This window comes from Nocardia colli (assembly GCF_008704205.1).
GTDB lineage: Bacteria > Actinomycetota > Actinomycetes > Mycobacteriales > Mycobacteriaceae > Nocardia > Nocardia colli.
In genome coordinates, this window is the sequence record NZ_VXLC01000004.1 from 830,687 (window position 1) to 856,709 (window position 26,023).

Here is a 26,023-nt window from a genome sequence, read left to right on the forward strand (position 1 = left end):
ACACCGGTCGATTCCGGCCAACCGCCTCGGCCTGGTGATCTGCCTCATATCCGCAGCTCACAGGTATTGGCTCGAATTCGGCAGCCACCTATCCTGGCGTCATGCATGTCGTGGCCGTGCTCGCGCTGGACAAGGTCATCCCGTCGGATCTGACCACACCCATCGATGTGTTCGGCGCGGCCAGGCTGCCCGACGGGCGGGCCGCCTACCGGGTGCGGGTCTGCGGCGTCACGCCGACGGTGGATGCCGGGGCGTTCACGTTGCAGCCCCCGTTCGACCTGACCGGGTTGGCCGACGCGGACACGATCATCGTGCCCGGCCGCGCCGATCTCACGCTGCCGGTGCCGGCGGAGGTCCTGGCCGCGCTGCGGCAGGCGGCCGCCCGCGGCACCCGCATCGCCTCGATCTGTGTCGGCGCGTTCATCCTCGCCGACACCGGCCTGCTGGACGGGTGCCGCGCGACCACGCACTGGGCCGCCGCCACCGAGTTCGCGGCCCGCTATCCGGCCATCGAGGTCGACCCGGACGTGCTCTACGTGGACAACGGGCAACTGCTCACCTCGGCGGGCGCCGCCGCGGGAATCGACCTGTGCCTGCACCTGATTCGCCGCGACCACGGTTCCGCCGTCGCGGCCGACGCCGCCCGGTTGTCCGTCGTGCCGCTGGAACGTGAAGGGGGACAGGCGCAATTCATCGTGCACGACCAGCCGCCGACCCCGCGCGGCTCGGTGCTGGAACCGGTAACCCGTTGGCTGCAAGACAATTTCGCCAAGGACCTGACCCTCGACGACATCGCCGCGCAGGCCGGGATGAGCACCCGCACGCTCAACCGCCGCTTCCGCGAACAGACCGGAACCACGCCGCTGCAATGGTTGTTGCGCGCCCGGATTCGGCAGGCGCAGTACCTGCTCGAATCCACCGCGCACCCGGTGGACCGGATCGCCGGACAGGTCGGTTTCGGTTCGCCCACCGCGTTCCGGGACCGGTTCAAGCGGGTCGTCGGCACCAGTCCGCACAGTTATCGCGCGGCCTTCCACGGGTCCGCTGTCGGCTGAAGCATGTCACGTCAAACCGGAGACACTTACTCCGTTTCTGGTTAGACTTCATCCGTCGAATTCCCGATCCACCATCAAGGCGAGGGACAGGTTAGTGATGACTGACAATGACGCAACACCCGCGATCGACCCGACGAACATCGATTTCGAACAGGCTTACCAGGGCGGCACCATCGTCGAGGGCCTGGCCATGGACCGGCTGCCGTGGGAGATCGGCAGGCCCCAGCCGCTGCTGGTCGAGTTCGAGCAGGCGGGGCGGATCACCGGTGACGTGCTCGATATCGGTTGCGGCCCAGGGGATACCACGATCTACCTGGCCGGCCTCGGCTACCAGGTGACCGGCTTGGATTTCGCGCCGACGGCGATCGAGAAGGCCAGGGCCAAGGCCGCGGAAAGCGGCGTGACCGCGTCGTTCGCCGTCGCGGACGCGACCGTGCTGACCGGTTACGACGGCCGGTTCGACACCGTGGTCAGCAGTGCGCTCGCGCATTGCCTCGATCCGGAACAGCGCAAAGCGCACGTGGCCGCGCTGGTCCGGGCGATGCGACCCGGTGCGCGATTGATCCAATTCTGTTTCTCCGCAGCCGATTTCAGCGAGACCTACGCCCCGTACTCGATCGGCGAGGACGAGCTGCGCGCCACCTTCCGCGCGCCGGACTGGAACCTCACCGAGCTGCGCAACGACAAGCTGACCGCGATCAAGCCTTCCCCGGAGTTCAAGGCGGTGATGGACCGCAGCGGGGCGAAGCTCCAGTTCGATGCCGAGGGTTCGATGCTGCTGCCGATCTGGGTAGTGGAGGCTGAACGGGTCTGACCCTCGGCACCGATGATTTCCCGATCACCGCTCCGTCAGATCAGGCAACACCGGCACTACTGATCCAGGAGATGGACGATGAGGAAAATCACCGCAGGCATGTTCGTGGCGCTCGACGGCGTGGTCGCCGACCCGCAGGACTGGCACTTCCCGTACTTCAACGAGGAGATGGGTGCGGCGGTCTCCGCGCAGCTGGGGACCGCCGACACGCTGCTGCTGGGCCGGGTGACCTACGAGGGCTTCGCGGCGGCTTGGCCGGAGCGCGAGGACGCCGGCGGCGAGGACGCGGGCATGGCCAAGTCGATGGGCGATGCCCGCAAGATCGTGGTCACGCATCAGGACCTGGACCTGCCCTGGCGCAACTCCGAGGTGCTGAAGGGCGATCTGGTCGAGGCGGTGACCGCGCTGAAGAACGAGCCCGGCGGCGACATCGGCATGAGCGGGTCGGTGTCGGTCGTGCGCCAGTTGCTGCGGGCGGGGCTGCTGGACGAGCTGCACCTGCTGGTGCACCCGATCACGGTCGGCAAGGGGCTGCGGTTGTTCGACGAGAGTGACTCGACGCTGCCGTTGCGGCTGTTGTCTTCGGAGACCTTCACCACCGGTGTACTGCACCTCGTCTACACCAAGGACGATGCGGCGCCGACCGGTGACTACGAGACGGCGAAGGCCGCGCTGTCCAAGGATCAGTAGTCCACCCGCGGCGGGCTGTCCTGGACGGCCCGCATCGCGGGGGCGAGCAGGTGCGCGAGCTGTTTGACGTATTCAGTGGCGAGGACCGCCTGTCCGGCGGTGGCGAAGTGAATACCGTCCGCGCTCAACAGGTTCGGGCGTTCGTTGAGCGGATGATCCCACATGTCGACCACCGTGGCGTCGAATTCCGCGGCGAGCTTGCGGGTGCGGTCGTTGACCCGGCGGACGCGGTCACGCCAATCCGGAAAGACCGGCACGACATAGGCTTTGCCGAGGGTGAAGACGGTCAGCCGGGCGCCCGTGGTTGCCGCCATGCGGTACATGTCGCGCAGCACCTGTTCGATCTCGTCGAAATCCGGTGTGCGGCGGACGATGTCGTTCGCGCCGGACGGCAGGTGCAGCAGCTCGGGGGCGAACTCCAGCATTCGATCCGCTTGCTGCCGAAGGGTTTCCGGAGTCGTGGCCCCGATTTCCGCGGTGTTGAGATACGCGAGGCCGGGGTGCACGCGGCGCAGGACGTCGGCCACCCGGTCGCTCCAGCCGAGGGTGGCGTAGCCCGGGCTCGGGTCGCCGGTGCCGGCGGAGAGGCTGTCGCCGATCACGGCGAAGCGTTGCCAGGGGGCGTCGTAGATCAGTGCCGCGGCCTCCAAGGGTGGCAGGCAGAACGGATCGGTTTCTTCGGTGGTGGGGATAGCCACGGTCATGAAACAAACAATACGTGCGTACGTATGTCTATTTCAAGTGATCAGTCCTCGGCCATGGCGTGCAGCAGATCGCGCAACGCCTTCTGCTGCGCGGCGGTGAGCGAGGTGAGCGGCGACTCGGCGCCGAGTAGCTCGACCGCGTCGGCGCGCCGCCGCTGACCGGCCGGGGTCAGCACGATCTGCTTGGCCCGCCGGTCGGTCGGGTGGGGTTCACGGCGGATCAACTCCTGCTGCTCGAGTCGATCGAGGACGAAGGTCGCGTTGGACGGCTCGCAGGACATGCGGGTGGCGAGCTCGCGCGCGGTGATCGGCTCCGACAATTCGCGCAGGGCGATGACCTGGGACGGGGTGAGGTCCAGCTGTTCGGCGACGCGCCGGACGTGCACGTCGAGCCGGTGGGTGAACTGGTGCACCAGCTTGCAGACGTCCCGGTCGAGCTCGGTGTCCACGGTCGGCGGGGGCTGGCGGTTCATTGGTCCGAGTCTAGCGCTCATGGTTCGAACTGTGATAGTTCTAGTTCATATCATTTGAGTTAGAACTATATGAGGATGCCTGATGCGGCCTGCTGTGTTTTCGTTGATGTTGGTGGTGTTCAGTCTCACGACCGGGGAGTTCGTGATCGCCGGAATTCTGCCGGAAGTGGCTGCGGGGCTTGATGTTTCGGTGTCATCGGCGGGAATGCTGGTGACCGCGTATGCGATCGGGATGATCGTCGGCGGGCCGGTGGTCACGGTGGCGACGGCTCGGGTGAGGCGTAAGCGACTGGTCGCCGGGCTGGTGCTGTTCGCGGTGCTCGCGAATCTGGGATCGGCGATCGCGCCGAATTACGCTGTGCTGCTGGTGATGCGGGGAGCTGCGGGGTTGGTGGTGGCCACGTTCTTCGCGGTGGCGATCGCTACCGCGGTGTCGACCGCGGTGCCAGGCAAAGCGGCTGCGGCGGTGGCGCGGGTGGCGCTCGGGATGAATCTGGGGATCGTGCTCGGGACGCCGATCGGGGCGGTTATCGGCCAAAGTCTGGGTTGGCGGGCGACGTTCGTCGCGGTGGCGGTGTGTGCGGCGGTGGCGTTGCCGTTGGTGGTCCGGTTCATGCCGGACCTGCCCGCGGCCGATGGTTCGGTGTTCGGTGAGTTGCGGGTCTTCGGTGACCGCGGGGTGTGGTGGGCGATCGGGCTCACAGCGCTCGGAAACATCGGTGTGGTCACCGTTTTCACGTTCATCACGCCCCTGCTCACCGATGTGGGCGGGTTCGCTGCGAGTACGGTTCCGGTGCTGTTGCTGGTGTATGGCGTCGGTGCGGTAGTCGGCAATCAGGCGGGCGGGTGGTTGGCCGACCGGGCACTGCTGCCTTCGGTGACGGGACTGCTTGCCGCTCTGGCCGGCGCGCTGTTTCTGTTCTGGCTCGTCGGTGGGAACCAAATATCCGCGGCGATACTGACTTTCGTGATCGGCGCGCTGGCGTTCGCGATCATTCCCGGGATGCAGACGCGGGTTGTCGCGGCAGCGGCCGTGGCGCCGACGCTGGCTGTCGCGGTCAACGCCTCCGGGTTTCAGCTCGCGGCGGCCGTCGCCGGACGGTTGGGCGGTGCGGTGATCGGTGACGGATCGGGCTTGCGATCGATTCCGTTGGTCGGTGCTGCGCTCACCGTCGTGGGGTTGGCGTTGGCGGCGTACCTATGGTGGCGTGCGTCCAGCGCCGCGTCCGAACGGACGCGGGCTGTCGAGAACCGTTAGGGCGTCAGTGCTTTGGCGACGATGCCGCCGGTGATCGCCTTCGTCAGATAGTTCGTGGAATCGTGCGGGCTCGCGCCGTTGTCCAGCGGTTCCTCGGTGATCGGGGCGACGCCGGCGCCGGGGAACGGCGGGAAGTACGGGACGAGATCGAGGTGGGCGGCGACCAGGTCGTCGCGGTCGACCAGATTGTGCCAGCCGGCAACGGATTTGGGCACGGTGGACGGTTTCGGCTGGAGCCGGTCGTAGATGACCGTGCGCAGGCCGAGCGGTGAACCCATGGTCAGCAGGGTCACCTCCTGGTCGACCCGGTGCAGCGCCTCGTAGGCGACCACCGAGCCGAGCGAGTGCGCGATGACGAGCTTCGTCTCCGGGCCGATGTGGGCGAGCACCTGCTGCTGCGCGTACTCGCGAACGGCTGGATCGGTGAAGTACCGGGTGACCTGAGACAGGGCACGCACCACGAACTTCTCCGCGAGCCCCACGCCGAACGGTGCGAACCAGCGCAGCCGGACCAGCGCGTTGAGCGCAGGGCGCAGAGCGGCTTTGGCCCCCTGCGGCTTGGCCTCCGGCGGCGGCACGGCGCTCAACCGCTGGGCGGTCGCGCGGTCGCGTTGGTCGCCGGCGAACTCGGCGGCCGTCGCCAACCACTCCTCGGCGAGTTGCTCCATGAGTTCGAGCTGCTCGTCGTCGAGGTCGCCGACCGCGGTGCCCTGCGCGCCCTCGGCCAGGAACTGATTGCCGTAGAACGCCATCCTGGTCGAGATGTCGCCGGGTAAACCGTTGCGCCACAGGCGATCGGCGAGCTCGTTGTCGCCGTGGTTGCGCACCCCGCCCGCCAATCCCGGCAGCCATTGCGCCTCCAGGGTGTCGGCCGCGGCCTGCTCCTGGGCGATTCCGTGCACGAGGACGATCGTTGCCAACGTCCCACCCCTTTCGTTGGACGGTCAAGTCCGGCCTTCGGCGTTCATTCTCGCCGAGCCGGCGCGGATTGTCGTGCGCTGATTCAGTCCGCGCGCCATTTGATCGAGCAGCCCATGCTCGGCCGGTGCGGTTCGGGCACCGGCTTGCCATCCAGGACCGCTTCGATGGCGGCGCGCAATGCGTTGCCGGTCAACGGTTTTCCGTTGCCCGGGGTGGATTCGTCGAAGGCGCCGCGGTAGGCGAGGGCGAGGGTCGCGTCGTAGAGGAAGAAGTCCGGAGTGCACGCGGCCTCGAAGGCGTGGCCTACTTCCTGTGACTCGTCGACCAGGTAGGGAAACGTCCAGCCGGCGCGAATGGCCTGGTCGCGCAGCCGGATCGGGGAGTCATCGGGGTAGCTGACGATGTCGTTGGTGCAGATCGCCACCGTCGGGATGGGCAGTGAATCGACGAGTTCACCCAGGGCCGCTTCGAGATGCTTGACGTACGGGCAGTGATTGGACGCGAAGACGACGAGCAGGCCGGGACCGCCGGCGAAGTCCGCGCGCGAATGGGTCCGGTGATCTAGATCGGGCAGCGTGAAGTCCGGTGCCGGTGTGCCGAGGGGAACCATGCGGGATGCGAGCGCCATGGAAGTGCTTCCGTCGGGATCGAAGACGGTACGAGCGTAACTCCGCTCGGTGGCGTTCGCCGGGGATCAGGTGGCCAGATCGGCGGGATCGGTATTCGCGCCGCACACTACGACGCACACCTTCTCGCCGGGTTCCGGGCGGAAAGCCGGCGGGTTGGCACCGCCGCGCAGTGCGGCAAGTGCTGTGGCGGCACCGTATTCGACGGCGAGGCGGCGGTCTTCCCAGATAGCTCGGCGGGCCGCGACGATGTCGGCGTCGTCGACCAGCACCGAGGTGACGTTGTAGTTCTGTGCCGCGAACAACGCCAATTCGGTGGCCCGACGGGCACCGAGCGAGTCCGCCGCGATCGAGTCGATGTCCACGTCGACCAGCTCGCCGGCCTCGATCGACGCGTTGAGAGCGCGGCACCGCGTGGGTTCCACCGCGATCGTCCGGACGCCGTAATGCTGTGCGGCGGTAGCTACTCCGGCGAACAACCCGCCGCCGCCGACGGCTACCACCACGGTGTCCAGGTCCGGCAGTTGCTGATGGATCTCCTCCATCAGCGTGCCCGCGCCCGCGGCGATCAGCGGGTTGTCGTAGGCGTGCGAGAGCAGAGCGCCGGTCCTGGCGGCGAATTCGCGGCTGGCCGCGAGCGCGTCGGCGTACTGGGTGCCGATGAGCGTGACCTCGGCGCCATAGGAGTGCAGCCGGTCCACCTTCACCTTCGGCGCGGTGGCCGGCAGGAACACCGTCGCCCGCACGCCTTGACTGCGCGCGGCCCAGGCGCAGGCCAGCCCGGCATTGCCGCCGGAGGCGATGGTCACGCCCGCGTCCGGCAGCGTGCCGTTCTCCCGGTGGGTGAGCAGGAAGTTCAGCGCGCCACGGGCTTTGAAGCTGCCGGTGTGCTGCAGGAACTCCAGCGCGAAGCACAGCTGCCCGTCGTCGGCGGGGGCGAGGGCGATCGGCCGGACCCGGCCCGCCACCCGTTCGACGGCGGCCTTGATATCGCTGTGCGTGAGTTCCATCGGCTTCCTCAGTGTTCGCGGCGGTGCGGGGCGAACTCCAGGGTAAGCAGCGCGGCGGCGGCGATGACCACCTCGCGCCAGCGGATCAGCACGAACCGCTGATCGGTCAGCGCGTGGAACTTGCGCAGGAACCGATACAGCGATTCCAGCCGGATCAGCGGATCACCCAGGTGCACAGCCACATAGATCAGCTTCGCCGTGCGCGACTTCTCCTTGTCGGCGAACAGCTCGGGAAACGGCGCGAAGGCCAGCGAGATCCGGTGGATGTCGTGCTCGCGGGCGTAGTCGACGAGGTCGATGATCATCCGCTCGTCCAGCCCGTTCGGCGCGTCCTTGCGCCGCCACGGCACGTCGAGGCTGAGCTCGCGGCCGCGGTTGGACACGCCGTAGCGCTGGAAGCCGGCCAGCGTTCCGTGCTCGTCCTTGGCCATCACCACCAGCATGTTCGGGTTCCGCCCGTCGAGCAGGTGGTCCAGGATCATGGAGAAACCGCGGGTCTGCCTGCCGTGTCCCCACGAGTCGACGATGGCGAGCAGCTCGTCGCGCTGCGCGTCGGTGAGCGCGGACTCGTCCACGATCTCGGTGGTGACGCCGAAGTTGCGGGTGCGGCTGACCGCCTGGCGCAGGTTGCGGAAGTGCCGGCCGACCATCTTGAACTCGTCCACGTCGATCACCACGTCGCGGCCGATCGGGACGGCGTGCAGCCCGCGGTGATCGAGCGCGCGGCGACGCCACAGCTCGGCCAGCTCGGGGCTCGCGCCGAGCACCGCGACCCGCCAGCCCTGGTTGATCGCGAATTCGGAGAACTCCGTGAGCAATTCGGGGAAGGCCGCGCGGTCGCCGATCGGATCGCCGGCCACCACGGCGATGCCGAAGCGCGTGCGGTAGCCGATGCCCGCGGTCGAATTGCCGTTGAAGAAGTAGGTTTTCGAGGAGTGCAGGGCGAACGGCGCCAGCGGGTCCAGTTCGGTCCGGCCGACCAATTCGGCTACCCGGTAGAGCTGTTCGGGCTGTGGCCGGCTCGACTGCGGCAGCACCATGATGAATCCGCTGGCGGCCAGCAGCACGAAACCGATGCCGGGATGCTCGGCGCGGTAGGCGAGACTCGCGATCGCGAGCACCAGAACGGCGACCGCGAAGTGCGCCAGGGTGATCGGCCGGCGCAGGTGCAGCCCGCGGGCCACGAACACGCCCGCCACCGCGATGCCGACGAACCACGCGTGATCGGCCCCGTCCTTCGCGGCGGGATGGGCCGCGTAGACCAGCAGCACGCTGACGACCAGCGCGACGCCGATGAAGACCGGGCGGGTCGACGAGGTGGTCGTGAGCGCGGCCTGGCGGTACCCGGTGAAGGACGAGTATCGCTGTGCGGCCGCCGCCGTTCCCCGTTCGTCACTCACGCCGGAACTCCGCCCCGTTGTCGCGTTCCTCCATCCACAACAGCATCGCCATGTGGTCCTCCCGTGATCGCCTACTCACAACACTATGCGGAACCGGCGGTTCCAGCGGCAACGACCCCCTTGGAAACCGTCCGGTTGGTCGCGTGACGGGCACAAGACGATCCGGCGGCTGGAGTCGATACCGACTCCAGCCGAAACATCGGATGATATGGCCTTTATTCCGGGCGGAAGGAACGATGCAGCAGCGTCAGCAGATCGTCCAGGTGGCGCTGGTACGCCTCCGGGCGATAGGCCGGCGTGTCCCGCATGGTGAAACCGTGTGGGGCGTCGGGATAGACGACGGAGGTGTAGCGCACGCCCGCCTTGTCCAGCGCCTGCTCGAGCCGGGTGATGTCCTCGGGCGGCATGGACCCGTCGTGGTCGGCGTGCGCGACGAACAGTTCGGCGGTGATGTCGGCCGCGGTGTGGTGCGGGCTGTCCGGGCGGTCGTCGGCCGCGAGGAAGCCGCCGTGGAAGCTGGCCGCGGCGGCGATCTGGTCGCCGAAGGTCGCCGCGGTGCGTAGGGCGAGCCGGCCGCCCATGCAGTAGCCGGTCGTCGCGAGCGCGCCGGGCGCCACCAGTTCGTTGGCGGAGAGCCACGCGAGGTAGCCGTGCGCGTCCTGCATGGCCTTGTCCGGGGTGAGGGCCTCCCGCACCGGGGCGAGGTCGGTGAAGAAGTCGCCCATCGCGTCCGGTTCGCTGAAATCGGGTAACGGCACCACCGGCGCGCGACCGGAGCGGTAGAAGAAATTGGGCGCGAGTACGGCGAACCCGTGCGCGGCAATGGTTTCCACCATCTCGCGCAGCGTCGGTCGCAGGCCGAGCGCGTCCGGATAGAACAGCAGGCCCGGATGCGCGGCGTTGTCGCCGGGATGGGCGAAGTAGGCGTCGGCGGTGCCGTCGGGCAGGGAAATTTCGACCGCGTTGAACGCGACGGGTGAAGTCATCAGACGAGTCTCCGTGGAGTAATGGTGACAACCGAACGAGCCAACATTACTCCGGCAAATTACTGAATAAATCGGCGATTTCGGGCGCGTGTACTCTCCATTCGACTCCGAAGTTGTCATGCTCTGTCTGTCGGCGGCGTGCCCGTGGTCACGAGGCGCACCCGCAGTTCGATCGCTGATCCGTACCAATCGCCTGGTAAGTGGGGCACGACGAGAGGGTTTGATCTGTGAAATTGATTTGGCTGGTGGGTCCGGCGCTGGTCGCGGTGGTCGTCTCGGGATGTTCCGACGACAAGTCCGCAAGCAAGGAAACGTCCTCGTCGAGTAATCCGGGGACGTCCAGCTCGGAAGCGACCACGACCGCCGTGGGCGCGGACAGCGAAACCGGCGGGGGCGTGCGGATCGCGCTCGGCGAGACGAAGAAAGTCGCGGTACCCGCCGACGCGGTGATGGATATCCGGGTGCCCGCGGAGTGGGGCGCGGCGGCAAATGAGCTGCGCTGCACGGTGGTCGACAGTTCCGGGCGGAACGAAGATCTACGATCCTCGGATGTGAAAAAGACCGAATCGGTGAATGGCAAGGACTGGATGACGGTGTGGACGTTTTCCGCCGCCCCGGTCGGCGAAGTCACGGTCGGTTGCAAAGACCCTGACTCGAAAATCGCCGCCGCGCACCCCGACGCGTTCGTGCGCGTCGTCCCGCGCGGGGTGATGCCGATGCCTGCCCAGCGCTGAGGTTCAGCGCCGGGCGGCGGGCGGGTCGATCACGCGGCCTCGGCCGGGGTCGGGCGATAGACCCGGGCGGCCATGGACTGCAGGACCGACAGGCGGGTCAGCTGGTTGCGTAGCCAGATGTGGCTGCCCGCGGCGGGAATCAGCATCGCGCTGCTCGCGCGGACCGAGCGCTGGCGCCTCAGCACGGTCGGGCGCAGCCTGTCCTGGTAGCGGGTGAACGCGACTCGATGGTCTCCGTCGGCCGCGGCCAGCTCGCCGGCGAGCAGGTGCGCTCCCTCCAGCGCCAGGGCGGCGCCCGCGCCGGACAGCAGCGTCGCGCAGTAGCCCGCGTCGCCGACCAGCGCGACCCGTCCGTTCGACCAGGCCGGCATCCGGACCTGGCTCACCGCGTCGAGATAGAAGCCCTCGTCGGCGCTCGCCTGGTCCAGCAGCGTGGGCACCTGCCAGCCCAGATCGCCGAAGTAGCGGTGCAGCAACGACTTCTGCGCCGCCTGGTCGCGGTGGTCGAAGTCGAGCACGCGGGGCTCGCGGAAGGCGAAGAACGCGGTGGCCATGTCGTGGTTGCCGGAGCGGTAGACGCCGGCGACCTTGCCCGGCGTGTTGTACAGGACCACCGAGCGCGGGCGGCCGAGATCGGCGTCGACGCGGGCGGTGGCGAAGTAGATGCCGAGATGGTGCAGCGCGTCGGCCTCCGGCCGGACCGCGAGATTGCGGACCCGCGAATGCAATCCGTCGGCGCCGATCACCAGGTCGAACTCGGCCTGCCTGCCGCTGTCGAAGGTGACGTCCACGCCGGCGGGGCGCTGGGCGATGGTGGCGATCGAATCGCCGAAGGTGTAGTCGACGTCGTCGGCGGTCGCGTCGTAGAGCACCCGGGCCAGATCGCCGCGCATGATCTCGATGTCGCCCTCGGCATTGAAGGTGCTGGTCGGCATGCCCGCGACGCGGCGGTCGGCGGCGTCGACGAAGGTCAATTCGCGGATGTCGGTGGCCCGTTCGCGCAGGGCGGGCAGGATGCCCATTTCGGTGGCGATGCGCACGGAGTCGCCGCGGATGTCGACGCCGTTGCCGCCGTCGCGCAGGGCGGGCGTCCGTTCGACCACGGTGGGCGCGAAGCCGTTGCGGGCCAGCCAGAAGGCGAGTGCGGGGCCGGCGATGCTGGCGCCGGAGATGAGAACGCGGGGGTTGTTCGGCACGGTGGCCTCCTCGAGATTGATACTGACCGTTGGTCAGTCATGAAGGTAGATCACTGACCAGCGGTCAGTCAAGCGGTAGGATCGAGCCGTGAGTGACGAAACGGCGCCGAATACCCAGGCGAAGATCCTCGAGGTGGCGATGGCCCTGTTCGCGGCGCACGGCTATCACCGCACCTCGGTGCGCGCGATCGCCGAACAGCTCGGCATCAGCAAGGCCGGCGTGCTGTACCACTATCCGAGCAAGTACGACATCCTGGCCGGGCTGGCGGAACCGCTGCTCACGGCCATGGAGTCGACCGTCGCCGAGGCGCGGCATCCGGATCCGTGCGAGGCGCGGCGGCGGGTGATCCACGGGTTGCTGGAGACCTTCATCGAGTACCGCTATCTGCTCAGGCTCAACGTCAACGATCTCGCATTGGCCGCTCCCGGAAGCATTTTCGATCGCTTCCGGGACACGATGATGCAGGCGAACCTGCTGGTCGCCGGGCCGAACCCGACCTTTGCCGAACGGGTGCGAGCGAGTCAGGCGATCGCCGGGCTGAGCGATCCGGTGGTGCTGTATGCCGAGGCTCCGGTGGCGGAGTTGCGGACCGAGGTGCTCGAAGGCGTGCGGCTGCTGTTGTCCGTCGATCCCACGCCGGCCAACGGGCAGCGCGGGCGTCCCGCCGCGATGACGCCCGAACTGGTCGCGCAGGCTCGGCATCTGCACCAGGTGGAAAAGCGCAGTGTTCCGGATGTCGCGCGAGTCCTCGGTGTTTCGCGGGCGACGGTCTACCGATATCTCAAATAATGCCTCTTTTTGAGACATTATTTTTGAGACAGCGAGCCGGTGGAAGCGGGCGCCGTCCATCAGGAACGGTCGGACGTGGTGGTCGCGGCAGTTTTTCGGCGAGCCGGACGAACAGGTCGGTTGCGCGGTCGACCCCTGGTGGTGTCGGTGAGCGGCGGTAGCGTCGGAATATGGATGAGACCTCGAGCAGCGGCGGGTACCGGGAGCGGCCGTCGCGGTTCGAGCGGGCGGTCGTGTGGACGCGGACGGTGCGCGAGCAGGACGCCGGAATGCCGGTGCTGCCGGACGGGTGTATCGATCTGCTGTGGGTCGGCGGGCAGCTCGTCATCGCCGGGCCGGATACGCGGGCCTATCGGCCGGTCGCGGCGGTGGGGACCAGGTACGCCGGGATTCGATTCTTTCCCGGGACGGCGCCCGCGCTGCTCGGAGTGCCCGCGGACGAATTGCGGGACCAGCGAATCGAACTGGCCGATGTGTGGTCGTCGGGGACGGTGCGGCGGCTGAGCGAGGAACTCGGCGAGGCCGACGATCCGGTGTCGACGTTGGAGCGGATCGCGCTGCGGCGGGCGGCGGAGGTGGCGCCGCCCGACCCGGTGCTGCGGCGCGTGGTGACGGCGTTGGACGCGGGCTGGTCGGTGGGCGCGACCGCCGATGCGGCCGGGCGGAATGCGCGGCTGCTGCATCGGCGTTCGCTGGCGGCGTTCGGTTACGGACCGAAGACCTTGGCGCGGGTGTTGCGCATGCAACGCGCGCTGGCGGCGGCGCGGCGCGGGGTGTCGTTCGCCGACACCGCGGCCGCCACCGGCTTCGCGGATCAGGCACACCTGGCCCGGGAGGTGCGTGACCTCACCGGAATGCCGTTGGGGCAGGTGCTGACTCGGTCTCGCGCCGAAGAGGTTCGCCCGCTGTCGGAGGTGGGCTGATCAGGCGCCTGTGTGGAGAATTGGTTCAGTCTGCCGAGAGTGCCGCGTAGAGGTCGACGCCGTTACCGTCCGGGTCTTGCACGACGGCGTAGCGCTGGCCCCAGAACGCATCCCACGGCTTCATCTCACCGTGGTATCCGGCCCCGACGAGCGTCGCGTACACCGAGTCGACCTCGGCGGGATCGGCGCAGCGGAACGCCAATCCGATTCGGCCCGCACTGGTCGGGGGCCGCCAGTCGGCGTGGAAGGACTTGATGGTCGCCTCGGTGTCGAGGGCCAGCCGGAAACCACCCGGCAGCGCCGCTTCGGCATGCGGCTCAGCCTCCGAACCGTCGGGGAAGTCGAGGCCGAGGCGGCGATAGAACGCGACCGAGGCGCTCATATCGGTGACAACGATGCCGATGACGTCGAGTTGTGGAGTCATACCCGAACCGTAACCACCCACGCCCCCGCCGGTCTTGAACAAATCGGACCTCAGCGGGCGAGCGCGGGGACCAGTTCGGCTATCAGGTTCTCGACGAGAATTTGGATGCGGTCGCGGATGGTGCGGACCACGTCGATGGTCTGCCCGGACGGATCGGGCAGCACCCAGTCGCGGTAGCTGATGCCGGGGAAGAACGGGCAGGCGTCGCCGCAGCCCATGGTCACCACCACGTCGGAGATGCCGACGGCGTCCATCGTCAGTGGCTTGGGCGTGCGGCCCGAGATGTCGATGCCGACCTCGGCCATGGCCGCGACGACGACCGGGTTGAGCGCGTCGGCCGGTGCGCTGCCTGCCGACCGGACCTCGATCCGGTCGCCCGCGAGCGTGCTGAGGAACCCGGCGGCCATCTGCGATCTGCCCGCGTTGTGCACGCAGATGAACAGCACGCTGGGCTTGTGCGGCATAGAAGCGCCTTTCGTGAGCGGAGCTGAAGCAAGAATTGTCTGGGGCCGAAACGCTGTCGAAGCGTACGGGATACGTATACCAGCGCGACGAAGATCGTTACTGCGGACAGGTCCTCGTCCGCAGTAACGCCCCTCATCGGGCCGGTTCGCCGCACTCGAGGTGCTTCGAAAGTTGTTGTTGCACAGCCCTTTATAGGATAAGTGCGGATGACGCCGATGTCGCGTTCGAAGGGATTGATCGGAGCCGGTTTCCGGACTGGTCGGTTTGTAGGCGAATCGAAAGCCATTGCCACACAAACAAAGACGGCGCCGCGGCCGATAGTGGCCACGGCGCCGTCGAAGGCATCGCTCAGATCGGGCGGAAGTCGATCATCTTGCGCAACCGTGCGCGGTCGCGCTCCAGGCGGCGGGCCTCGTAGGCGATCGGGAAGTAGCGCACGCGTTCCGGCAGCAGCGGAACGGCCCGGGCGATCATCCAGCCGAGTGCGCGCAGCTTGCGCTCGTCGGACTCGCTCCAGGTCAGTCCGAGCTTGGCCCGGGCGACCTCGGGTGTGGTGCCGACCGTGACGAAGTACTGCATCCGGCCGACCGGTGCGACCGCGCGCCGCCAGATCGGCGCGAAGACGCGCGGCAACTGCTTCGGCGGCGCGACGGAACGGATCACCCGCAGGTAGTCGCGCGCGGTTCCGGTGGCCTCCAACTGATTTGCCACCATGTCGTTGAAGAAGGTCTCGAACTCCGGGTAGCTCGCCGGAATCTCCTTGGGCGCCACCGAGAAATTGCGCATCAGCTGCACCATCTCCTGGTAGACCGCCTCCTTCTCGGCGGGGGAGAGCGGGTTGCGGGCGAAGTACTTCGCGTTCTCGGCGAAGGCGAACGTTCCGGTGTGCAGTACCCAGGCCCACGGCCCGGAGGCGAGCGCCTTGTGCCGGACGCCGTGCGCGTCGGTGGTGTTCAGCGAGGCGTGCATGGTGCGCAGCCGATCGGCCTCGACGAGTGCCTCGTCGCCGCCGTAGATCCACATCATCACCGAGGCGATGCTGCGGAGGGCGCGACCCATGGGGTCGGTGCGGAAGGTGGAGTGCTCGTCGACCACCGCGGAGATGCTCGGTTCCATGGTCTGCAACAGGAAGGCCGAACCGGCGGTGAGCGAGAAGGTGATCAGGCCGGTTTCGTCCCAGAGCCGGGTGCCCGGTGCGAACGGGCGGCGCGCCGCGGGCGCGCTGGTGGATTCGAGGGCGGACACGGTCATCGTGATCTCCTTTGATCAACACCCAAAGCGATGAGAGGATTAGCGTAACATTCTCTCATCGTCTTGCGAAGAGTCATTCGAACTCGGATGACCCCCTAGGCTCGATGTCATGACGAGCGAGTGGCGCAGCCGCGACGGCCGCATCGGGGTGCTCACCGGGGCGGGCATCTCCACCGACTCCGGCATCCCCGACTTCCGCGGCCCGCGCGGCGTGTGGACGAAAGACCCGATCGCCGAACTGCTTTCGACTTACGACAACTACCTGGCCGATCCGGAACTGCGGCAACGCGCGTGGCTGGCCCGCCGCGACAACCCGGCCTGGCAGGCGCGGCCCAATGCCGCGCACATCGCGCTGGCCGAGCTGGCACAGGCCGGGCGCGCGGTCACGATCATCACGCAGAACATCGACCAGCTGCATCAGCGGGCCGGTTCACCGCCGGATCGGGTGATCGAGATCCACGGCAACATGTTCGAGGTGGTCTGCGTCGAATGTGATTACCGGACAACGATGGCCGCGACCCTCGACCGAGTCGCGGCCGGCGAGGCGGACCCGCCGTGCCCGCAGTGCGGCGGCGTGCTGAAATCGGCGACCATCATGTTCGGCCAGCAGATGGATCGGCGCACCATGCTGAAAGCCGCGCTGGCCGCGCAGACCAGCGCCGTCTTCCTGGCGATCGGCAGCTCGCTGCAGGTCGAGCCGGCCGCCTCGATGTGTGCCGTGGCCGTCGAGAACGGCGCGGACCTGGTCATCGTGAACAACGAAGCGACACCGTACGACTCGATGGCCACCGAGCTGGTCCGCGAACCCATCGGCACCGCGGTCCCGCGCCTGGTCGCCGAGATCCTCGCCGCGCGCGGATAACGCCTAGTCGATCGGGCCGAGCACCCGGTCCAGGTAGGCGTTGCTGAACCGGCCCTTCGGGTCGAACCGGCGGCGCACCTCGGCGAAGCGATCCCAGTCGGGGTAGCGCTCGCGCAACGTGTCCGCGGTCTGGAAGTGCCGCTTGCCCCAGTGCGGGCGTCCGTTGTACTTGTCGAATACCGCCTCGCAGGCGCGGAAGTACGGTTCGTAGGCCATGCCCCGGTATTGGTGCACCGCGATGTAGCAGGTGTCGCGGCCGGTGGCGGGGGACAGGAACGCGTCGTCGGGGGCGACCCAGCGGATCTCGATCGGCATCGCGGTATCGGAACTCGCGGAGACGGCCTTGATTTCGCGGATCGCGGCGACGGCGTGCTCGCGCGGGATCGCGTATTCCATCTCGGTGAAGCGCAGCAGGCGCGGGGACGCGAAGACCCGGTAGGAGCGGTCGACCTGGCGGCGGTAGCTGCCCGCGTAGGCGGCGCCGCGCTGGATCATCGGCACCATGCGCGGCTGCCAGCGGGCGAGCTTGCACAGCAGGTCGAAGGTGTGGTTGGACACCAGGATGTCGGTGAACCAGTCGGCGGCCTTGCTGCGCGGCTGCTCGACCAGCTCGACCGGGTTGTTGCGCTTGGTCATGGCCAGCGGGCTGTGGCCGAACATGTAGAACTCGAAGTGCTCGTTGGTGTCGACGTAGGTATCCAGGTCGGCCAGCAGGTCTTCCACCGGGATCGGCCGCTCGATGCCTTCGAGCACGAACGACGGCACCAGTTGCAACGTCATCGCGGTGATCACGCCGAGTGCGCCGACGCTGACCCGAGCCGCGCGCCAGCCGTCCGGATCGGTCTCGGCGTTCAGCTCGACCCGGCTGCCGTCGGCGAGCATCAGTTCGATGGAATGCATTGCGGCCGAGAGGTTTTGCAGGGTGGCCCCGGTGCCGTGGGTGGCGGTGGCGGTCGCGCCGGCCACGGTCTGTACGTCGATGTCGCCCAGGTTGGGGAAGGCGAGGCCGTGCTCGTGCAGCTGGTTGCTCGCGGCGTTGAGGGTGATGCCCGCTTCGACCCGGACGCGTCCGGTGGCGGTGTCCACGTCCAGGACGCGGTTGAGATTGGCCAGGTTCAATAGCACGCCGTCGGTCAGGACGGTGTCGGTGAACGAATGTCCGGCGCCCGCGACGCGCACGATCTGACCGGCATCGCCGGCCCGGCCGAGGATCTCGGCGACCTCATCAGCAGTGCGCGGGGCGGCGATGGTCGCCGGTGCGCACTGTTGATCGCCAGCCCAGTTCACCCACGAGTTGGTCATGTGTCCAACTGTAGGGGATCAGTGTGTGATCTGGCCTACCTATAACGCAGTTGTTACCTTTTGCGTCCCTGGCACGCGCCCTTCGCCTGTTCCACCTCGGTGTCGTTCAGCGGCGGCACCAGCAGTTGCTGCGGCGGGGTCTGCTCGGAGCGCACGCCGTTCAGCACGATGGCCATATAACGCTGCCAGACGTCTGGATTGACCGGCCGGGCGAACTCGGCGATGCCGTCGACCATGTGGATCAGCGCGAAGAAGTCGGAGGGCTCGATGCCGGGCGCGAGCACGCCCGCCTCGCGGGCCCGGTCGACGATGCCGGTGACGGTCGGCTTGATCCGGTCGCGCACGACGACGAACCGGTCGACGTCGTCCTCCAGTTCGAGCATCACCTCGCTGAAGCCGCGATTCTTCGCCATATGACGGCAGGCGTATTCGAAGAACTCGACGAGTCCGAACCAGGGATCGGCGTGCCGGTAGGCGGACTCGGCCGCCTCGGCGAACTCGGTGATGCTCTGTTCGAAGACCTCGGTGATCAGTTCCTTTTTGTTGGCAAACCGCCGGTAGACGGTGCCGACGCCGACGCCGGCGCGTTCTGCGACGTCGTCGAGGGTGATCTCGAGCCCGTGGTCGGCGAATAGCTCGCGTGCCGCGGCGATGATCCGCTGTTGGTTCCGGGCGGCATCGGCACGCAGGCGCCGGGGTGGAGAGAGGGCCGTGGCGTGATTCACACCCACATCCTATCAAGTATCGGGATTAAGCGGAGGCGTTCTCTCCGTTATGGTGGTAGCTTCTAACAGTAACCGGAGGCGTCAACTCCGCATCAATACTCGAGACAAAGGGGACACATGACTACCACGTTCGACCGTGGGGCACCCGCCCCCGCGAAACCGGATCAGGGCCGTCGCGGCTCGCACGCCCTGCGTTGGTGGGTGCTCGCCGTCCTCGGCGTGGCACAGCTCATGGTCGTGCTGGACGCGACCGTCGTGAACATCGCCCTGCCCGCCGCGCAGCGCGACCTCGGCTTCAGCGACGGCGACCGCCAGTGGGTGGTCACCGGTTACGCGCTCGCGTTCGGCAGCTTGCTGCTGCTCGGCGGCCGGCTCAGTGACCTCTTCGGTCGCCGCAACACCTTCATCATCGGCCTGATCGGCTTCGCCGGCGCCTCCGCGGTCGGCGGCGCGGCCACCAGCTTCGAGATGCTGGTCGCGGCCCGCGTCGGCCAGGGTGTGTTCGGCGCGCTGCTGGCTCCGGCTGCCCTGTCGCTCCTTACTGTCACGTTCACCGAACCGGGTGAGCGCGCCAAGGCATTCGGCATCTTCGGTGCGGTCGCCGGTGCCGGTGGTGCGATCGGCCTGCTGCTCGGCGGCATGCTCACCGAATGGGCCAACTGGCGCTGGGTGATGTTCGTCAACCTGGCCTTCGCCGCCGTCGCCCTGGTGGGTGCGGTGCTGCTGCTGGCCAAGCACGTGACCGAGAACCGGCCCAAGCTCGACATCCCCGGCACCATCGTGGTGACCGCGGCCCTGTTCGGCATCGTGTACGGCTTCTCCCACGCCGAATCGACCAGCTGGACCAACCCGGTCACGCTCGGCTTCCTGATCGGCGGCGCGGTGCTGATCGGCGTGTTCGCCTTCCTGGAGACCAAGGTCAAGAACCCGCTGCTGCCGCTGCGCATCGTGCTGGACCGGACCCGTGGCGGTTCGTTCCTGACGGTGTTCGTCATGGGCATCGGTATGTTCGCGATCTTCCTCTTCCTCACCTACTACATGCAGCTGAGCATGGGCTACTCGCCGATCAAGACCGGCCTGGCGTTCCTGCCGATGGTCGCGGCCATGGTCGTCTCCTCGACCACCGTGCCCTCGTTCGTGCTGCCGAAGCTCGGCCCGAAGGTCGTCATGTCCGGCGGCTTCCTGATCGCCGCAGGCGGTATGGCCTGGCTGACCCAGATCGGGCTGGAGACCGGGTACTCCTCGCACATCCTGCCCGCGCTGATCCTGCTCGGCCTCGGCCTCGGTGGCGCGATGTCGACCGCGTTCCAGGGTGCGACCTCCGGGGTGCACCACGAGGACGCCGGTGTGGCCTCGGCGATGATCAACACCAGCCAGCAGGTCGGTGGCTCGATCGGCACGGCGCTGCTCAGCACCATCGCCGCCTCGGCCGCCACCGACTACCTGTCGACCCGCACGCCGGATCCGCTGACCGTCGCCCAGTCCGCGGTGGAGAGCTACACCACCAGCTTCTGGTGGGCGACCGCGATCTTCGTGGCCGGCGCGCTGATCACCGCGGTGCTCATGCCGAACACGGTGCCCGTGCCGTCGGAGGGTGAGCCGGTGCTCGCGCACTGACGTTCCGCTCGAACGACACAGCGGCCCGCATTCAATGTCGAATGCGGGCCGCTGTGCTGTGTACAGACCTAGCAGTTACTGGGAGCGGGCAGTCCCGCGAAGCGGTCGCCGAGGTAGTTGAACGCATTGATCGCGCCCGGTGCGATCGCGGTGCCGTGGTCGGCGCCGGGGATCATGTCGAGCTGGACGCGCACGCCCTGGCTGCAGTACCGGCCGAGGACGTCGCGCACGAGCTGCGGGGACACCTGGTCGTTGGCGCCGTGCCACTCGTAGATCGGGGTGCGCGGGACGCCGGGGTAGATCTCGATGCTGTTCTCGTGCAGGATCCGGACCACCGTCGGGTCGGCATCCATCGCGCCGTAGAAGACATCGCTGAAGCTCTTGTTCGCGCCCGCGTCGATGATCTGGCTGGTGCAGGCGTTGGCGATCTGGTTGCGCAGGGCGTAGCCGGCCGGGTTCAGGATCCGGTCCATCTGCAACTCGGCGGGGTACTCCCGCTCGAGCCCGATGGCGGCGGCGAAGCCGAGGCCGAACAGCGGGCTGCGCTGCAACCCGACGTCCTGGGCCAGCTTGCCGATGTTCATCGGGACACCGCCCTGGGCCGCGCCGACGATCGGCAGTTCGGGTGCGTACTCGGGCGCGAGCGCCGCCGCGAACCCGGTCGCCATGCCGCCGCCCGAGTAACCCGCCATGCCCACCGGGCTACCGCCGAGATCGGCTGGGCCGAAACGCTTTACCGCGCGAATGCCGTCCAGGGTCAGCCGCCCGCCGAGCTTCGCGGCGCCGTAGGCGCTGGTCGGTCCGAGATGATCGGGCACCGCGACCGCCCAGCCCCGGGCCAGCAGCATGTTCAGCGCGGGCGCCTCCTGCATGGTGCCGTCGAAGATGCTGTGCGACGGCGCGCACTGCATGCCCAGCGAGTTGACGAACGGCTGATACGACACGATCGGCCGGTTCATCCCGCCGCCCGGCGGCAGCAGCAGTGTGGTCATCGCGCCGATCGGCGCGTCGGCCGAATTGGTCGATCGGTAGAGCAGCTGCCAGGCCGTCGCGCCGGGAAAGCCGGCCGCGGGCACCTGCCTGCTGCGCATCACGTCGCCCGGCTGGAAGTTCGCGACATCCGGTGGCGCGGAATAGAAGCCGTCGCCGTCGGGCACCGGATAGATAGGAGCGGCCACCGCGGGAGCGAGGTGTCCGAGCCCGGCCGCCGCCGTCGCGAGGGCCACGATCGAGAGTCGACGCAAAGTACGGCCGACGGCTAGTTGCCGTCTGCCTGATATTTGCTGAGGACCCGGTCGGCGGGATTCCGCCGTTTCCGGGTGCGCATTCGGTTGTGCCCGCTGTGCCACCATCGTTGCTCCGACCTTGTGAGTGAGGGGTGGAGGCAACTTCGGCCAAACCTTCAGGCCATTCGTACGCGGAACTCGGCCCAATGTCAATGAACAACGCTGTTCGTAGTGCTGTGACCCGCAGGGTCCGGCTGAACGGACCGTCCGGTACACCCGATAACATGACTCGGGTGGCGTGCGCGCGGAGGGTCCCCTGGTCGACGCGCGCGGTAAATGTCATGGGATGCTTTGCTATCGGGATTCTGATGGTTCTGAGCACCGAGGTGTGGGTAGCCCACAGACTGCTGCGTCCCGTTCTCGGTATCGGAGTGCTCGGCGGTTTCACCACCTTTTCCACCCACCGGCTCGAGGTTCGTAGACTGCTCGAATCGGGCGCCGCGGTCCAGGCGCCCGGCTCCCGCGGGGGAGCGGTGGTGGCGTCGTCGGGGTGGACAACTGGATTCACTCGGCAGGCAACGGCACGACGGAAGGGGGCCAGGCAGTGGGAGAAGCAGGACAGTGGCAACCCGCGGCGCGACTGACGGTGCTGCTCGACGAGGACGACAAATGGCGGCACACGCCGCTGTACGCGGAGATCGTCCGGCGCGCCCGCGACACCGGCCTGGCCGGCGCGAGCGTGTGGCGCGGCATCGAAGGCTACGGCGCGTCCTCCCGGATCCACACCACGCGCGTACTCGACATGGCCGAGCATCTGCCGCTGGTGCTGATGCTGGTCGACGAACCGATCCGGCTGCGCGCGTTCGTCGAACAGAACGCGGAGCTTTTCACCACCCTGAATGTCGCGCTCTCGCCACTGGAACTGTGGCAGGGAGCCGCCCGATGACCCTGCCGCTCGTCAGGTCCGGCGCGGCAGCGCACCGCGTAGACCATGTCGTACCAGCACGTTTCGCTTCTCTGCTGCCACTGGGCGCGCTGACCGTTAGCATTGTCGGTTCGGCGCTGCTCGGTGGATTGATCGGCGCGGGTGCGGGCAACCGGCTGCTGAAAACCAGTGTCGCGGCCGGCCTGATCGCGGTCTTCGTCGCCGCGTCGACGACACAGTGGTTGTGCCCATGATCCTGATGACGAGCAGGGCACAGCCGATACGGAAGGGAGACCCGAGCATGGCCCATGATCGAGCAGGGCGACTCGCGCGTCCCACCGACCTGGAAGACATCGCGCATCTGGTCACGGCGTACTACAGCCGGATTCCGGATCCGGAGGATCCGGCGCAGCAGGTGGTTTTCGGCACGTCGGGACATCGCGGCTCCAGCTTGGACACGGCGTTCAACGAGGCACACATCCTCGCGATCACCCAGTCGATCGTGGAATACCGTGCCACCCGCGGGATTACCGGTCCGGTGTACCTGGCCAGGGACACGCACGCGCTGTCCGAGCCGGCCCTGGTCACCGCGCTCGAGGTGCTCGCCGCCAACGACGTGACCGCGATGATCGACGCCCGCGACCGGTACACGCCGACGCCGGCGCTGAGTCATGCTGTGCTGCGCCACAATCGGGGCGGCACCCGGAACCAGGCCGACGGCATCGTGATCACCCCGTCGCACAATCCGCCGCGCGATGGTGGCTTCAAATACAATCCGCCGCACGGTGGTCCGGCCGACAACACCGCCACCGACGCCATCGCCGCGCGCGCCAACGAGCTGCTGCGCGACCGCATGTCCGAGATCAAGCGGACCACGCTGCAGCACGCGCTGGAAACCAACGTCCAGCGCTACGACTACCTCGACCACTACATCGCCGACCTGCCGAATGTGTTGAACCTGGACGCGATTCGCGGCGCGGGCATCCGGCTCGGCGCCGACCCGATGGGCGGCGCGAGCGTCGACTACTGGGAAGAGATCGGCCAGCGCTACGACCTCGAGCTGGAGGTGGTCAACCCGTTCGTCGACCCGACCTGGCGGTTCATGACGCTGGACAGCGACGGCAAGATCCGGATGGACCCGTCCTCGCGCTACGCGATGGCCTCGCTGATCGCGATCAAGGACGACTACGACCTGTCCACCGGCAACGACGCGGACGCGGATCGGCACGGCATCGTCACGCCCGACGGCGGGCTGATGAACCCGAACCACTTCCTCGCGGTGGCGATCGAGTATCTGGTCGCGAACCGGATGGGCTGGGACGCGCTCACCAAGATCGGCAAGACGGCGGTTACCTCGTCGATGATCGATCGAGTGGTCAGCGTACTCGGCCGGGACGTGCACGAGGTGCCGGTCGGCTTCAAGTTCTTCGTGCCCGGATTGTTCAGCGGCAGCCTCGCTTTCGGCGGTGAGGAGAGCGCGGGCGCGTCCTTCCTGCGGATGGACGGCACCGTCTGGACCACCGATAAGGACGGCATCCTGCTCGCGCTGCTGGCCGCCGAGATCGCCGCGGTCACCGGCCAGAGCCCGTCGGCGCGCTACGTCGAACTCGAACGCCGCTACGGGAGTCCGGCCTACGCGCGGATCGACGCCGCCGCGACGACGGAACAGAAAGCGCTCCTGGCGAAGTTGACTCCGGACATGATCACCACCAAGGAGATCGCTGGTGAGCCCATCACGTCCGTGCTCACCCGGGCGAAGGGCAACGGCGCGCCGCTGGGCGGGCTCAAGGTGACCACCGAGAACGCGTGGTTCGCCGCCCGCCCCTCGGGCACCGAGGACAAATACAAGATCTACGCGGAGTCGTTCCACGGACCCGAGCACCTCGCGCAGGTGCAGGCGGCCGCGGAGGAAGTGGTGGGACAGGCGCTAGGCGGTGAGTAGATCCCCGGCAGTCGGCCCGGCCCGGTCCAGCGATCGGGCGGAGCCACTGCCTATCGAGATCTGGGTGCTGGTCGGCGGCGCGTTCGTCATCGCCATCGGGTTCGGGCTGGTCGCGCCCGTGCTGCCGCAGTTCGCCCGCAGCTTCGGCGTCGGGGTCGCGGCGGCCTCGGCGATCGTGAGCGCGTTCGCGTTGATGCGGTTGCTGTTCGCGCCGGTCAGCGGCCGGCTGGTGCAGCGGCTGGGGGAGCGGTCGGTGTATCTCGGCGGTCTGCTGATCGTCGCGGTGTCGACCGGAGCCAGCGCGTTCGCCCAAAGTTACTGGCAGCTGATGGTTTTGCGGTCGCTCGGCGGAATCGGGTCGACCATGTTCACCGTGTCCTCGCTGGCGCTGGTGATCCGGATGTCGCCGCCCGCCGCGCGCGGGCGGGTATCCGGGTTGTGGTCGACCGGGTTCCTGATCGGGTCGGTCAGCGGGCCGCTGGTCGGCGGGGCGTTGTCCGGGCTCGGCCTGCGGATGCCGTTCGTGATCTACGCGGTCGCGTTGCTCGTGGTGACCGTCGCGGTGTATCTGGCGCTGCGCAATTCGCAGCTGGCCGCGCCGGAACCCGTTGGTGGACTGCGGATGATGTCGTTCCGGGAAGCGTGGGCCCGGTCGGAGTATCGGGCGGTGCTGTGGTCCAACTTCGCCAACGGGGCCGCGATCTTCGGTGTGCGCATGGCGTTGGTGCCGTTGCTCGTCGTCGAGGTGCTGCATCAGACGCCCGGCATGGCCGGGGTGGCATTGACCGTGTTCGCGGCGGGCAATATCGCGGTGCTCTTCGCCGCGGGCCGATACTCGGATCGCTGGGGGCGCAAGCCCTTTCTGATCGTCGGGTCGCTGGTCTGTGCGCTCGGCACGGCCGGTCTCGGCATCGCCGACACGCTGCCGTGGTTGCTCGGCACCTCGTTCGTGGCGGGTCTCGGGGCGGGCATGTTCACGCCCACCCAGCAGGCCGCGGTCGCCGACATCATCGGGCCGAATGCTCGTGGTGGGCCGGTGCTGGCCGGGTTCCAGATGGCGGCGGATCTCGGGACCGTGCTCGGTCCGGTCGCCGTCGGTGCGCTGGCGCAGCAGGCGTCGTATGGTCTCGCGCTCGCGGTGACCGGTGCGCTGCTCGCCGTCGCGGCGGTGGGCTGGGCGTTGGTGCCGGAGCCGTTGCGTAAACCGTCGCGTAAGGCGGAAGGCGAATGCGACCACATCTGTGGTGCGGACGGGGCCGATCATCAGCTGGCGGGGCAGGATGCCGAGGTCGAGCACGCGGTGAACGACGCGGCCGGTGCGCCGATCGCCGACAGCCCGGTGCCGCCGATCGCCGAGCCCGTTACCGCCGAGGGCTCGGTGCCCGATATCGGCAGCCCGGAGCGATCCGGCACGGAAGCGACGACGCGCGATTCGGCCGCGCGGAAATCGGCGGGGCACGACCGCCCGGTCGGCCGCGCAACCGATCCCGCCGACGCGGACTCCGGACCGATCGCCCGCGACTCAGTCGCGCGCTAACTCCTGCGCGTCACCGACCGCTAATCAGCGGAGGTGACGCGCGCACGTTTGCTCGCAGCGTACGAAATCGCTGGCGAAACTGCGCGCGGCGCACCAATTCCAACGCCGCGACCGCACGGCACTGCTACCTCTACCGCACCCCTGCCGGGTGCGGGTTGCGGGCGGCG

28 protein-coding genes are annotated in these 26,023 nt (G+C 68.0%); 14 read left to right on the forward strand and 14 right to left on the reverse strand.

Going from position 1 to position 26,023, the window contains the following annotated elements; translation table 11 throughout:
• Window positions 1–101 precede the first annotated feature (101 nt).
• From F3087_RS15905 to F3087_RS15915, 3 genes are all read left to right on the forward strand, one after another.
• Window positions 102–1,055, forward strand: coding sequence for a GlxA family transcriptional regulator (locus tag F3087_RS15905; protein WP_150402655.1), 954 nt, complete (start codon window positions 102–104; stop codon window positions 1,053–1,055).
• Window positions 1,056–1,152: 97 nt separating this feature from the next.
• Window positions 1,153–1,869: a class I SAM-dependent methyltransferase gene (locus F3087_RS15910; RefSeq protein WP_150402656.1), complete on the forward strand. Its 717-nt coding sequence runs from the start codon at window positions 1,153–1,155 to the stop codon at window positions 1,867–1,869.
• 78 nt (window positions 1,870–1,947) lie between these two features.
• The gene (locus tag F3087_RS15915) at window positions 1,948–2,559 is read left to right on the forward strand and encodes a dihydrofolate reductase family protein (RefSeq protein WP_150402657.1); all 612 of its coding nucleotides are present in this window, start codon (window positions 1,948–1,950) and stop codon (window positions 2,557–2,559) included.
• On the opposite strand, the gene F3087_RS15920 is transcribed toward F3087_RS15915, so the two are convergent.
• Both F3087_RS15920 and F3087_RS15925 read right to left on the reverse strand, forming a co-directional pair.
• The gene (locus tag F3087_RS15920; protein WP_150402658.1) at window positions 2,553–3,263 is read right to left on the reverse strand and encodes an SGNH/GDSL hydrolase family protein; all 711 of its coding nucleotides are present in this window, start codon (window positions 3,261–3,263) and stop codon (window positions 2,553–2,555) included. The two genes, F3087_RS15915 and F3087_RS15920, sit on opposite strands and share 7 nt — an antisense overlap.
• A 41-nt stretch (window positions 3,264–3,304) precedes the next feature.
• Complete coding sequence (locus F3087_RS15925; RefSeq protein WP_150402659.1) at window positions 3,305–3,736, reverse strand: MarR family winged helix-turn-helix transcriptional regulator; 432 nt, start codon at window positions 3,734–3,736, stop codon at window positions 3,305–3,307.
• A gap of 82 nt (window positions 3,737–3,818) precedes the next feature.
• On the opposite strand from F3087_RS15925, the gene F3087_RS15930 reads away from it, so the two are divergent.
• Window positions 3,819–4,994 carry an MFS transporter gene (locus F3087_RS15930; RefSeq protein WP_150402660.1) on the forward strand — a complete coding sequence of 392 codons (1,176 nt, stop codon included), beginning with the start codon at window positions 3,819–3,821 and terminating at the stop codon, window positions 4,992–4,994.
• Here F3087_RS15930 and F3087_RS15935 read toward each other — a convergent pair.
• The 5 genes from F3087_RS15935 to F3087_RS15955 all read right to left on the reverse strand — a co-directional run bounded on the left by F3087_RS15935 (window position 4,991) and on the right by F3087_RS15955 (window position 9,937).
• Window positions 4,991–5,914, reverse strand: coding sequence for a hypothetical protein (locus F3087_RS15935; RefSeq protein ID WP_150402661.1), 924 nt, complete (start codon window positions 5,912–5,914; stop codon window positions 4,991–4,993). The genes F3087_RS15930 and F3087_RS15935 overlap by 4 nt on opposite strands.
• Before the next feature lie 83 nt (window positions 5,915–5,997).
• On the reverse strand, window positions 5,998–6,543 hold the full coding sequence (locus F3087_RS15940) for a thioredoxin family protein (RefSeq protein ID WP_150402662.1): 546 nt from the start codon (window positions 6,541–6,543) through the stop codon (window positions 5,998–6,000).
• 66 nt (window positions 6,544–6,609) lie between these two features.
• Entirely contained in the window at window positions 6,610–7,551 is a 942-nt protein-coding gene (locus F3087_RS15945) for a threonine/serine dehydratase (RefSeq protein WP_150402663.1), read from the reverse strand.
• Window positions 7,552–7,559: 8 nt separating this feature from the next.
• Window positions 7,560–8,951 (reverse strand): bifunctional lysylphosphatidylglycerol flippase/synthetase MprF, encoded by a 1,392-nt coding sequence (locus F3087_RS15950; RefSeq protein WP_150402664.1) that lies wholly within the window; start codon window positions 8,949–8,951, stop codon window positions 7,560–7,562.
• A gap of 215 nt (window positions 8,952–9,166) precedes the next feature.
• The gene (locus tag F3087_RS15955; protein WP_150402665.1) at window positions 9,167–9,937 is read right to left on the reverse strand and encodes a dienelactone hydrolase family protein; all 771 of its coding nucleotides are present in this window, start codon (window positions 9,935–9,937) and stop codon (window positions 9,167–9,169) included.
• A 227-nt stretch (window positions 9,938–10,164) separates the two neighbouring features.
• On the opposite strand from F3087_RS15955, the gene F3087_RS15960 reads away from it, so the two are divergent.
• On the forward strand, window positions 10,165–10,671 hold the full coding sequence (locus F3087_RS15960) for a hypothetical protein (protein WP_150402666.1): 507 nt from the start codon (window positions 10,165–10,167) through the stop codon (window positions 10,669–10,671).
• Window positions 10,672–10,700: 29 nt separating this feature from the next.
• Here the strand turns inward: F3087_RS15960 and F3087_RS15965 are convergent, their stop codons facing one another.
• Window positions 10,701–11,867: an FAD-dependent monooxygenase gene (locus F3087_RS15965; RefSeq protein WP_191093974.1), complete on the reverse strand. Its 1,167-nt coding sequence runs from the start codon at window positions 11,865–11,867 to the stop codon at window positions 10,701–10,703.
• 88 nt (window positions 11,868–11,955) lie between these two features.
• On the opposite strand from F3087_RS15965, the gene F3087_RS15970 reads away from it, so the two are divergent.
• Together F3087_RS15970 and F3087_RS15975 are read left to right on the forward strand one after the other, a co-directional pair.
• Window positions 11,956–12,657, forward strand: coding sequence for a TetR family transcriptional regulator (locus tag F3087_RS15970; protein ID WP_223885092.1), 702 nt, complete (start codon window positions 11,956–11,958; stop codon window positions 12,655–12,657).
• A gap of 170 nt (window positions 12,658–12,827) precedes the next feature.
• Entirely contained in the window at window positions 12,828–13,580 is a 753-nt protein-coding gene (locus tag F3087_RS15975) for a helix-turn-helix domain-containing protein (protein WP_150402668.1), read from the forward strand.
• 25 nt (window positions 13,581–13,605) lie between these two features.
• Here the strand turns inward: F3087_RS15975 and F3087_RS15980 are convergent, their stop codons facing one another.
• From F3087_RS15980 to F3087_RS15990, 3 genes are all read right to left on the reverse strand, one after another.
• Window positions 13,606–14,004 (reverse strand): VOC family protein, encoded by a 399-nt coding sequence (locus tag F3087_RS15980; RefSeq protein ID WP_150402669.1) that lies wholly within the window; start codon window positions 14,002–14,004, stop codon window positions 13,606–13,608.
• A gap of 50 nt (window positions 14,005–14,054) precedes the next feature.
• Window positions 14,055–14,468: an arsenate reductase ArsC gene (locus F3087_RS15985; RefSeq protein ID WP_150402670.1), complete on the reverse strand. Its 414-nt coding sequence runs from the start codon at window positions 14,466–14,468 to the stop codon at window positions 14,055–14,057.
• A gap of 349 nt (window positions 14,469–14,817) precedes the next feature.
• Window positions 14,818–15,720, reverse strand: a complete 903-nt coding sequence (locus F3087_RS15990; protein WP_150402671.1) for an oxygenase MpaB family protein — start codon at window positions 15,718–15,720, stop codon at window positions 14,818–14,820.
• 109 nt (window positions 15,721–15,829) lie between these two features.
• Here F3087_RS15990 and F3087_RS15995 point away from each other — a divergent pair, with 109 nt between their 5' ends.
• Entirely contained in the window at window positions 15,830–16,582 is a 753-nt protein-coding gene (locus F3087_RS15995) for an SIR2 family NAD-dependent protein deacylase (protein ID WP_150402672.1), read from the forward strand.
• A 3-nt stretch (window positions 16,583–16,585) separates the two neighbouring features.
• Here the strand turns inward: F3087_RS15995 and F3087_RS16000 are convergent, their stop codons facing one another.
• Window positions 16,586–17,884, reverse strand: a complete 1,299-nt coding sequence (locus F3087_RS16000) for a D-arabinono-1,4-lactone oxidase (protein ID WP_150402673.1) — start codon at window positions 17,882–17,884, stop codon at window positions 16,586–16,588.
• A 53-nt stretch (window positions 17,885–17,937) separates the two neighbouring features.
• Window positions 17,938–18,609: a TetR/AcrR family transcriptional regulator gene (locus F3087_RS16005; protein ID WP_150402674.1), complete on the reverse strand. Its 672-nt coding sequence runs from the start codon at window positions 18,607–18,609 to the stop codon at window positions 17,938–17,940.
• A gap of 117 nt (window positions 18,610–18,726) precedes the next feature.
• Between F3087_RS16005 and F3087_RS16010 the strand changes: the two genes are divergently transcribed.
• Window positions 18,727–20,226, forward strand: a complete 1,500-nt coding sequence (locus F3087_RS16010) for an MFS transporter (protein WP_150402675.1) — start codon at window positions 18,727–18,729, stop codon at window positions 20,224–20,226.
• A gap of 68 nt (window positions 20,227–20,294) precedes the next feature.
• Here the strand turns inward: F3087_RS16010 and F3087_RS16015 are convergent, their stop codons facing one another.
• The gene (locus F3087_RS16015) at window positions 20,295–21,470 is read right to left on the reverse strand and encodes a lipase family protein (RefSeq protein ID WP_396897556.1); all 1,176 of its coding nucleotides are present in this window, start codon (window positions 21,468–21,470) and stop codon (window positions 20,295–20,297) included.
• A gap of 266 nt (window positions 21,471–21,736) precedes the next feature.
• On the opposite strand from F3087_RS16015, the gene F3087_RS16020 reads away from it, so the two are divergent.
• From F3087_RS16020 to F3087_RS16040, 5 genes are read left to right on the forward strand one after another with little or no spacing between them, the layout of a single operon-like run.
• The gene (locus F3087_RS16020; protein WP_263407210.1) at window positions 21,737–22,096 is read left to right on the forward strand and encodes a fluoride efflux transporter FluC; all 360 of its coding nucleotides are present in this window, start codon (window positions 21,737–21,739) and stop codon (window positions 22,094–22,096) included.
• Window positions 22,057–22,398 carry a DUF190 domain-containing protein gene (locus F3087_RS16025; RefSeq protein ID WP_150402677.1) on the forward strand — a complete coding sequence of 114 codons (342 nt, stop codon included), beginning with the start codon at window positions 22,057–22,059 and terminating at the stop codon, window positions 22,396–22,398. Before F3087_RS16020 ends, F3087_RS16025 begins: the two co-directional genes overlap by 40 nt.
• Entirely contained in the window at window positions 22,395–22,631 is a 237-nt protein-coding gene (locus F3087_RS16030; RefSeq protein WP_150402678.1) for a hypothetical protein, read from the forward strand. The genes F3087_RS16025 and F3087_RS16030 overlap by 4 nt, the downstream gene beginning before the upstream one ends.
• A 47-nt stretch (window positions 22,632–22,678) precedes the next feature.
• Window positions 22,679–24,319: a phosphoglucomutase (alpha-D-glucose-1,6-bisphosphate-dependent) gene (gene pgm / locus F3087_RS16035; RefSeq protein ID WP_150402679.1), complete on the forward strand. Its 1,641-nt coding sequence runs from the start codon at window positions 22,679–22,681 to the stop codon at window positions 24,317–24,319.
• A complete protein-coding gene (locus F3087_RS16040) occupies window positions 24,312–25,856 on the forward strand; it encodes an MFS transporter (protein WP_396897557.1) in 1,545 nt (514 codons plus the stop codon). The genes pgm and F3087_RS16040 overlap by 8 nt, the downstream gene beginning before the upstream one ends.
• Window positions 25,857–26,023: the final 167 nt, after the last annotated feature.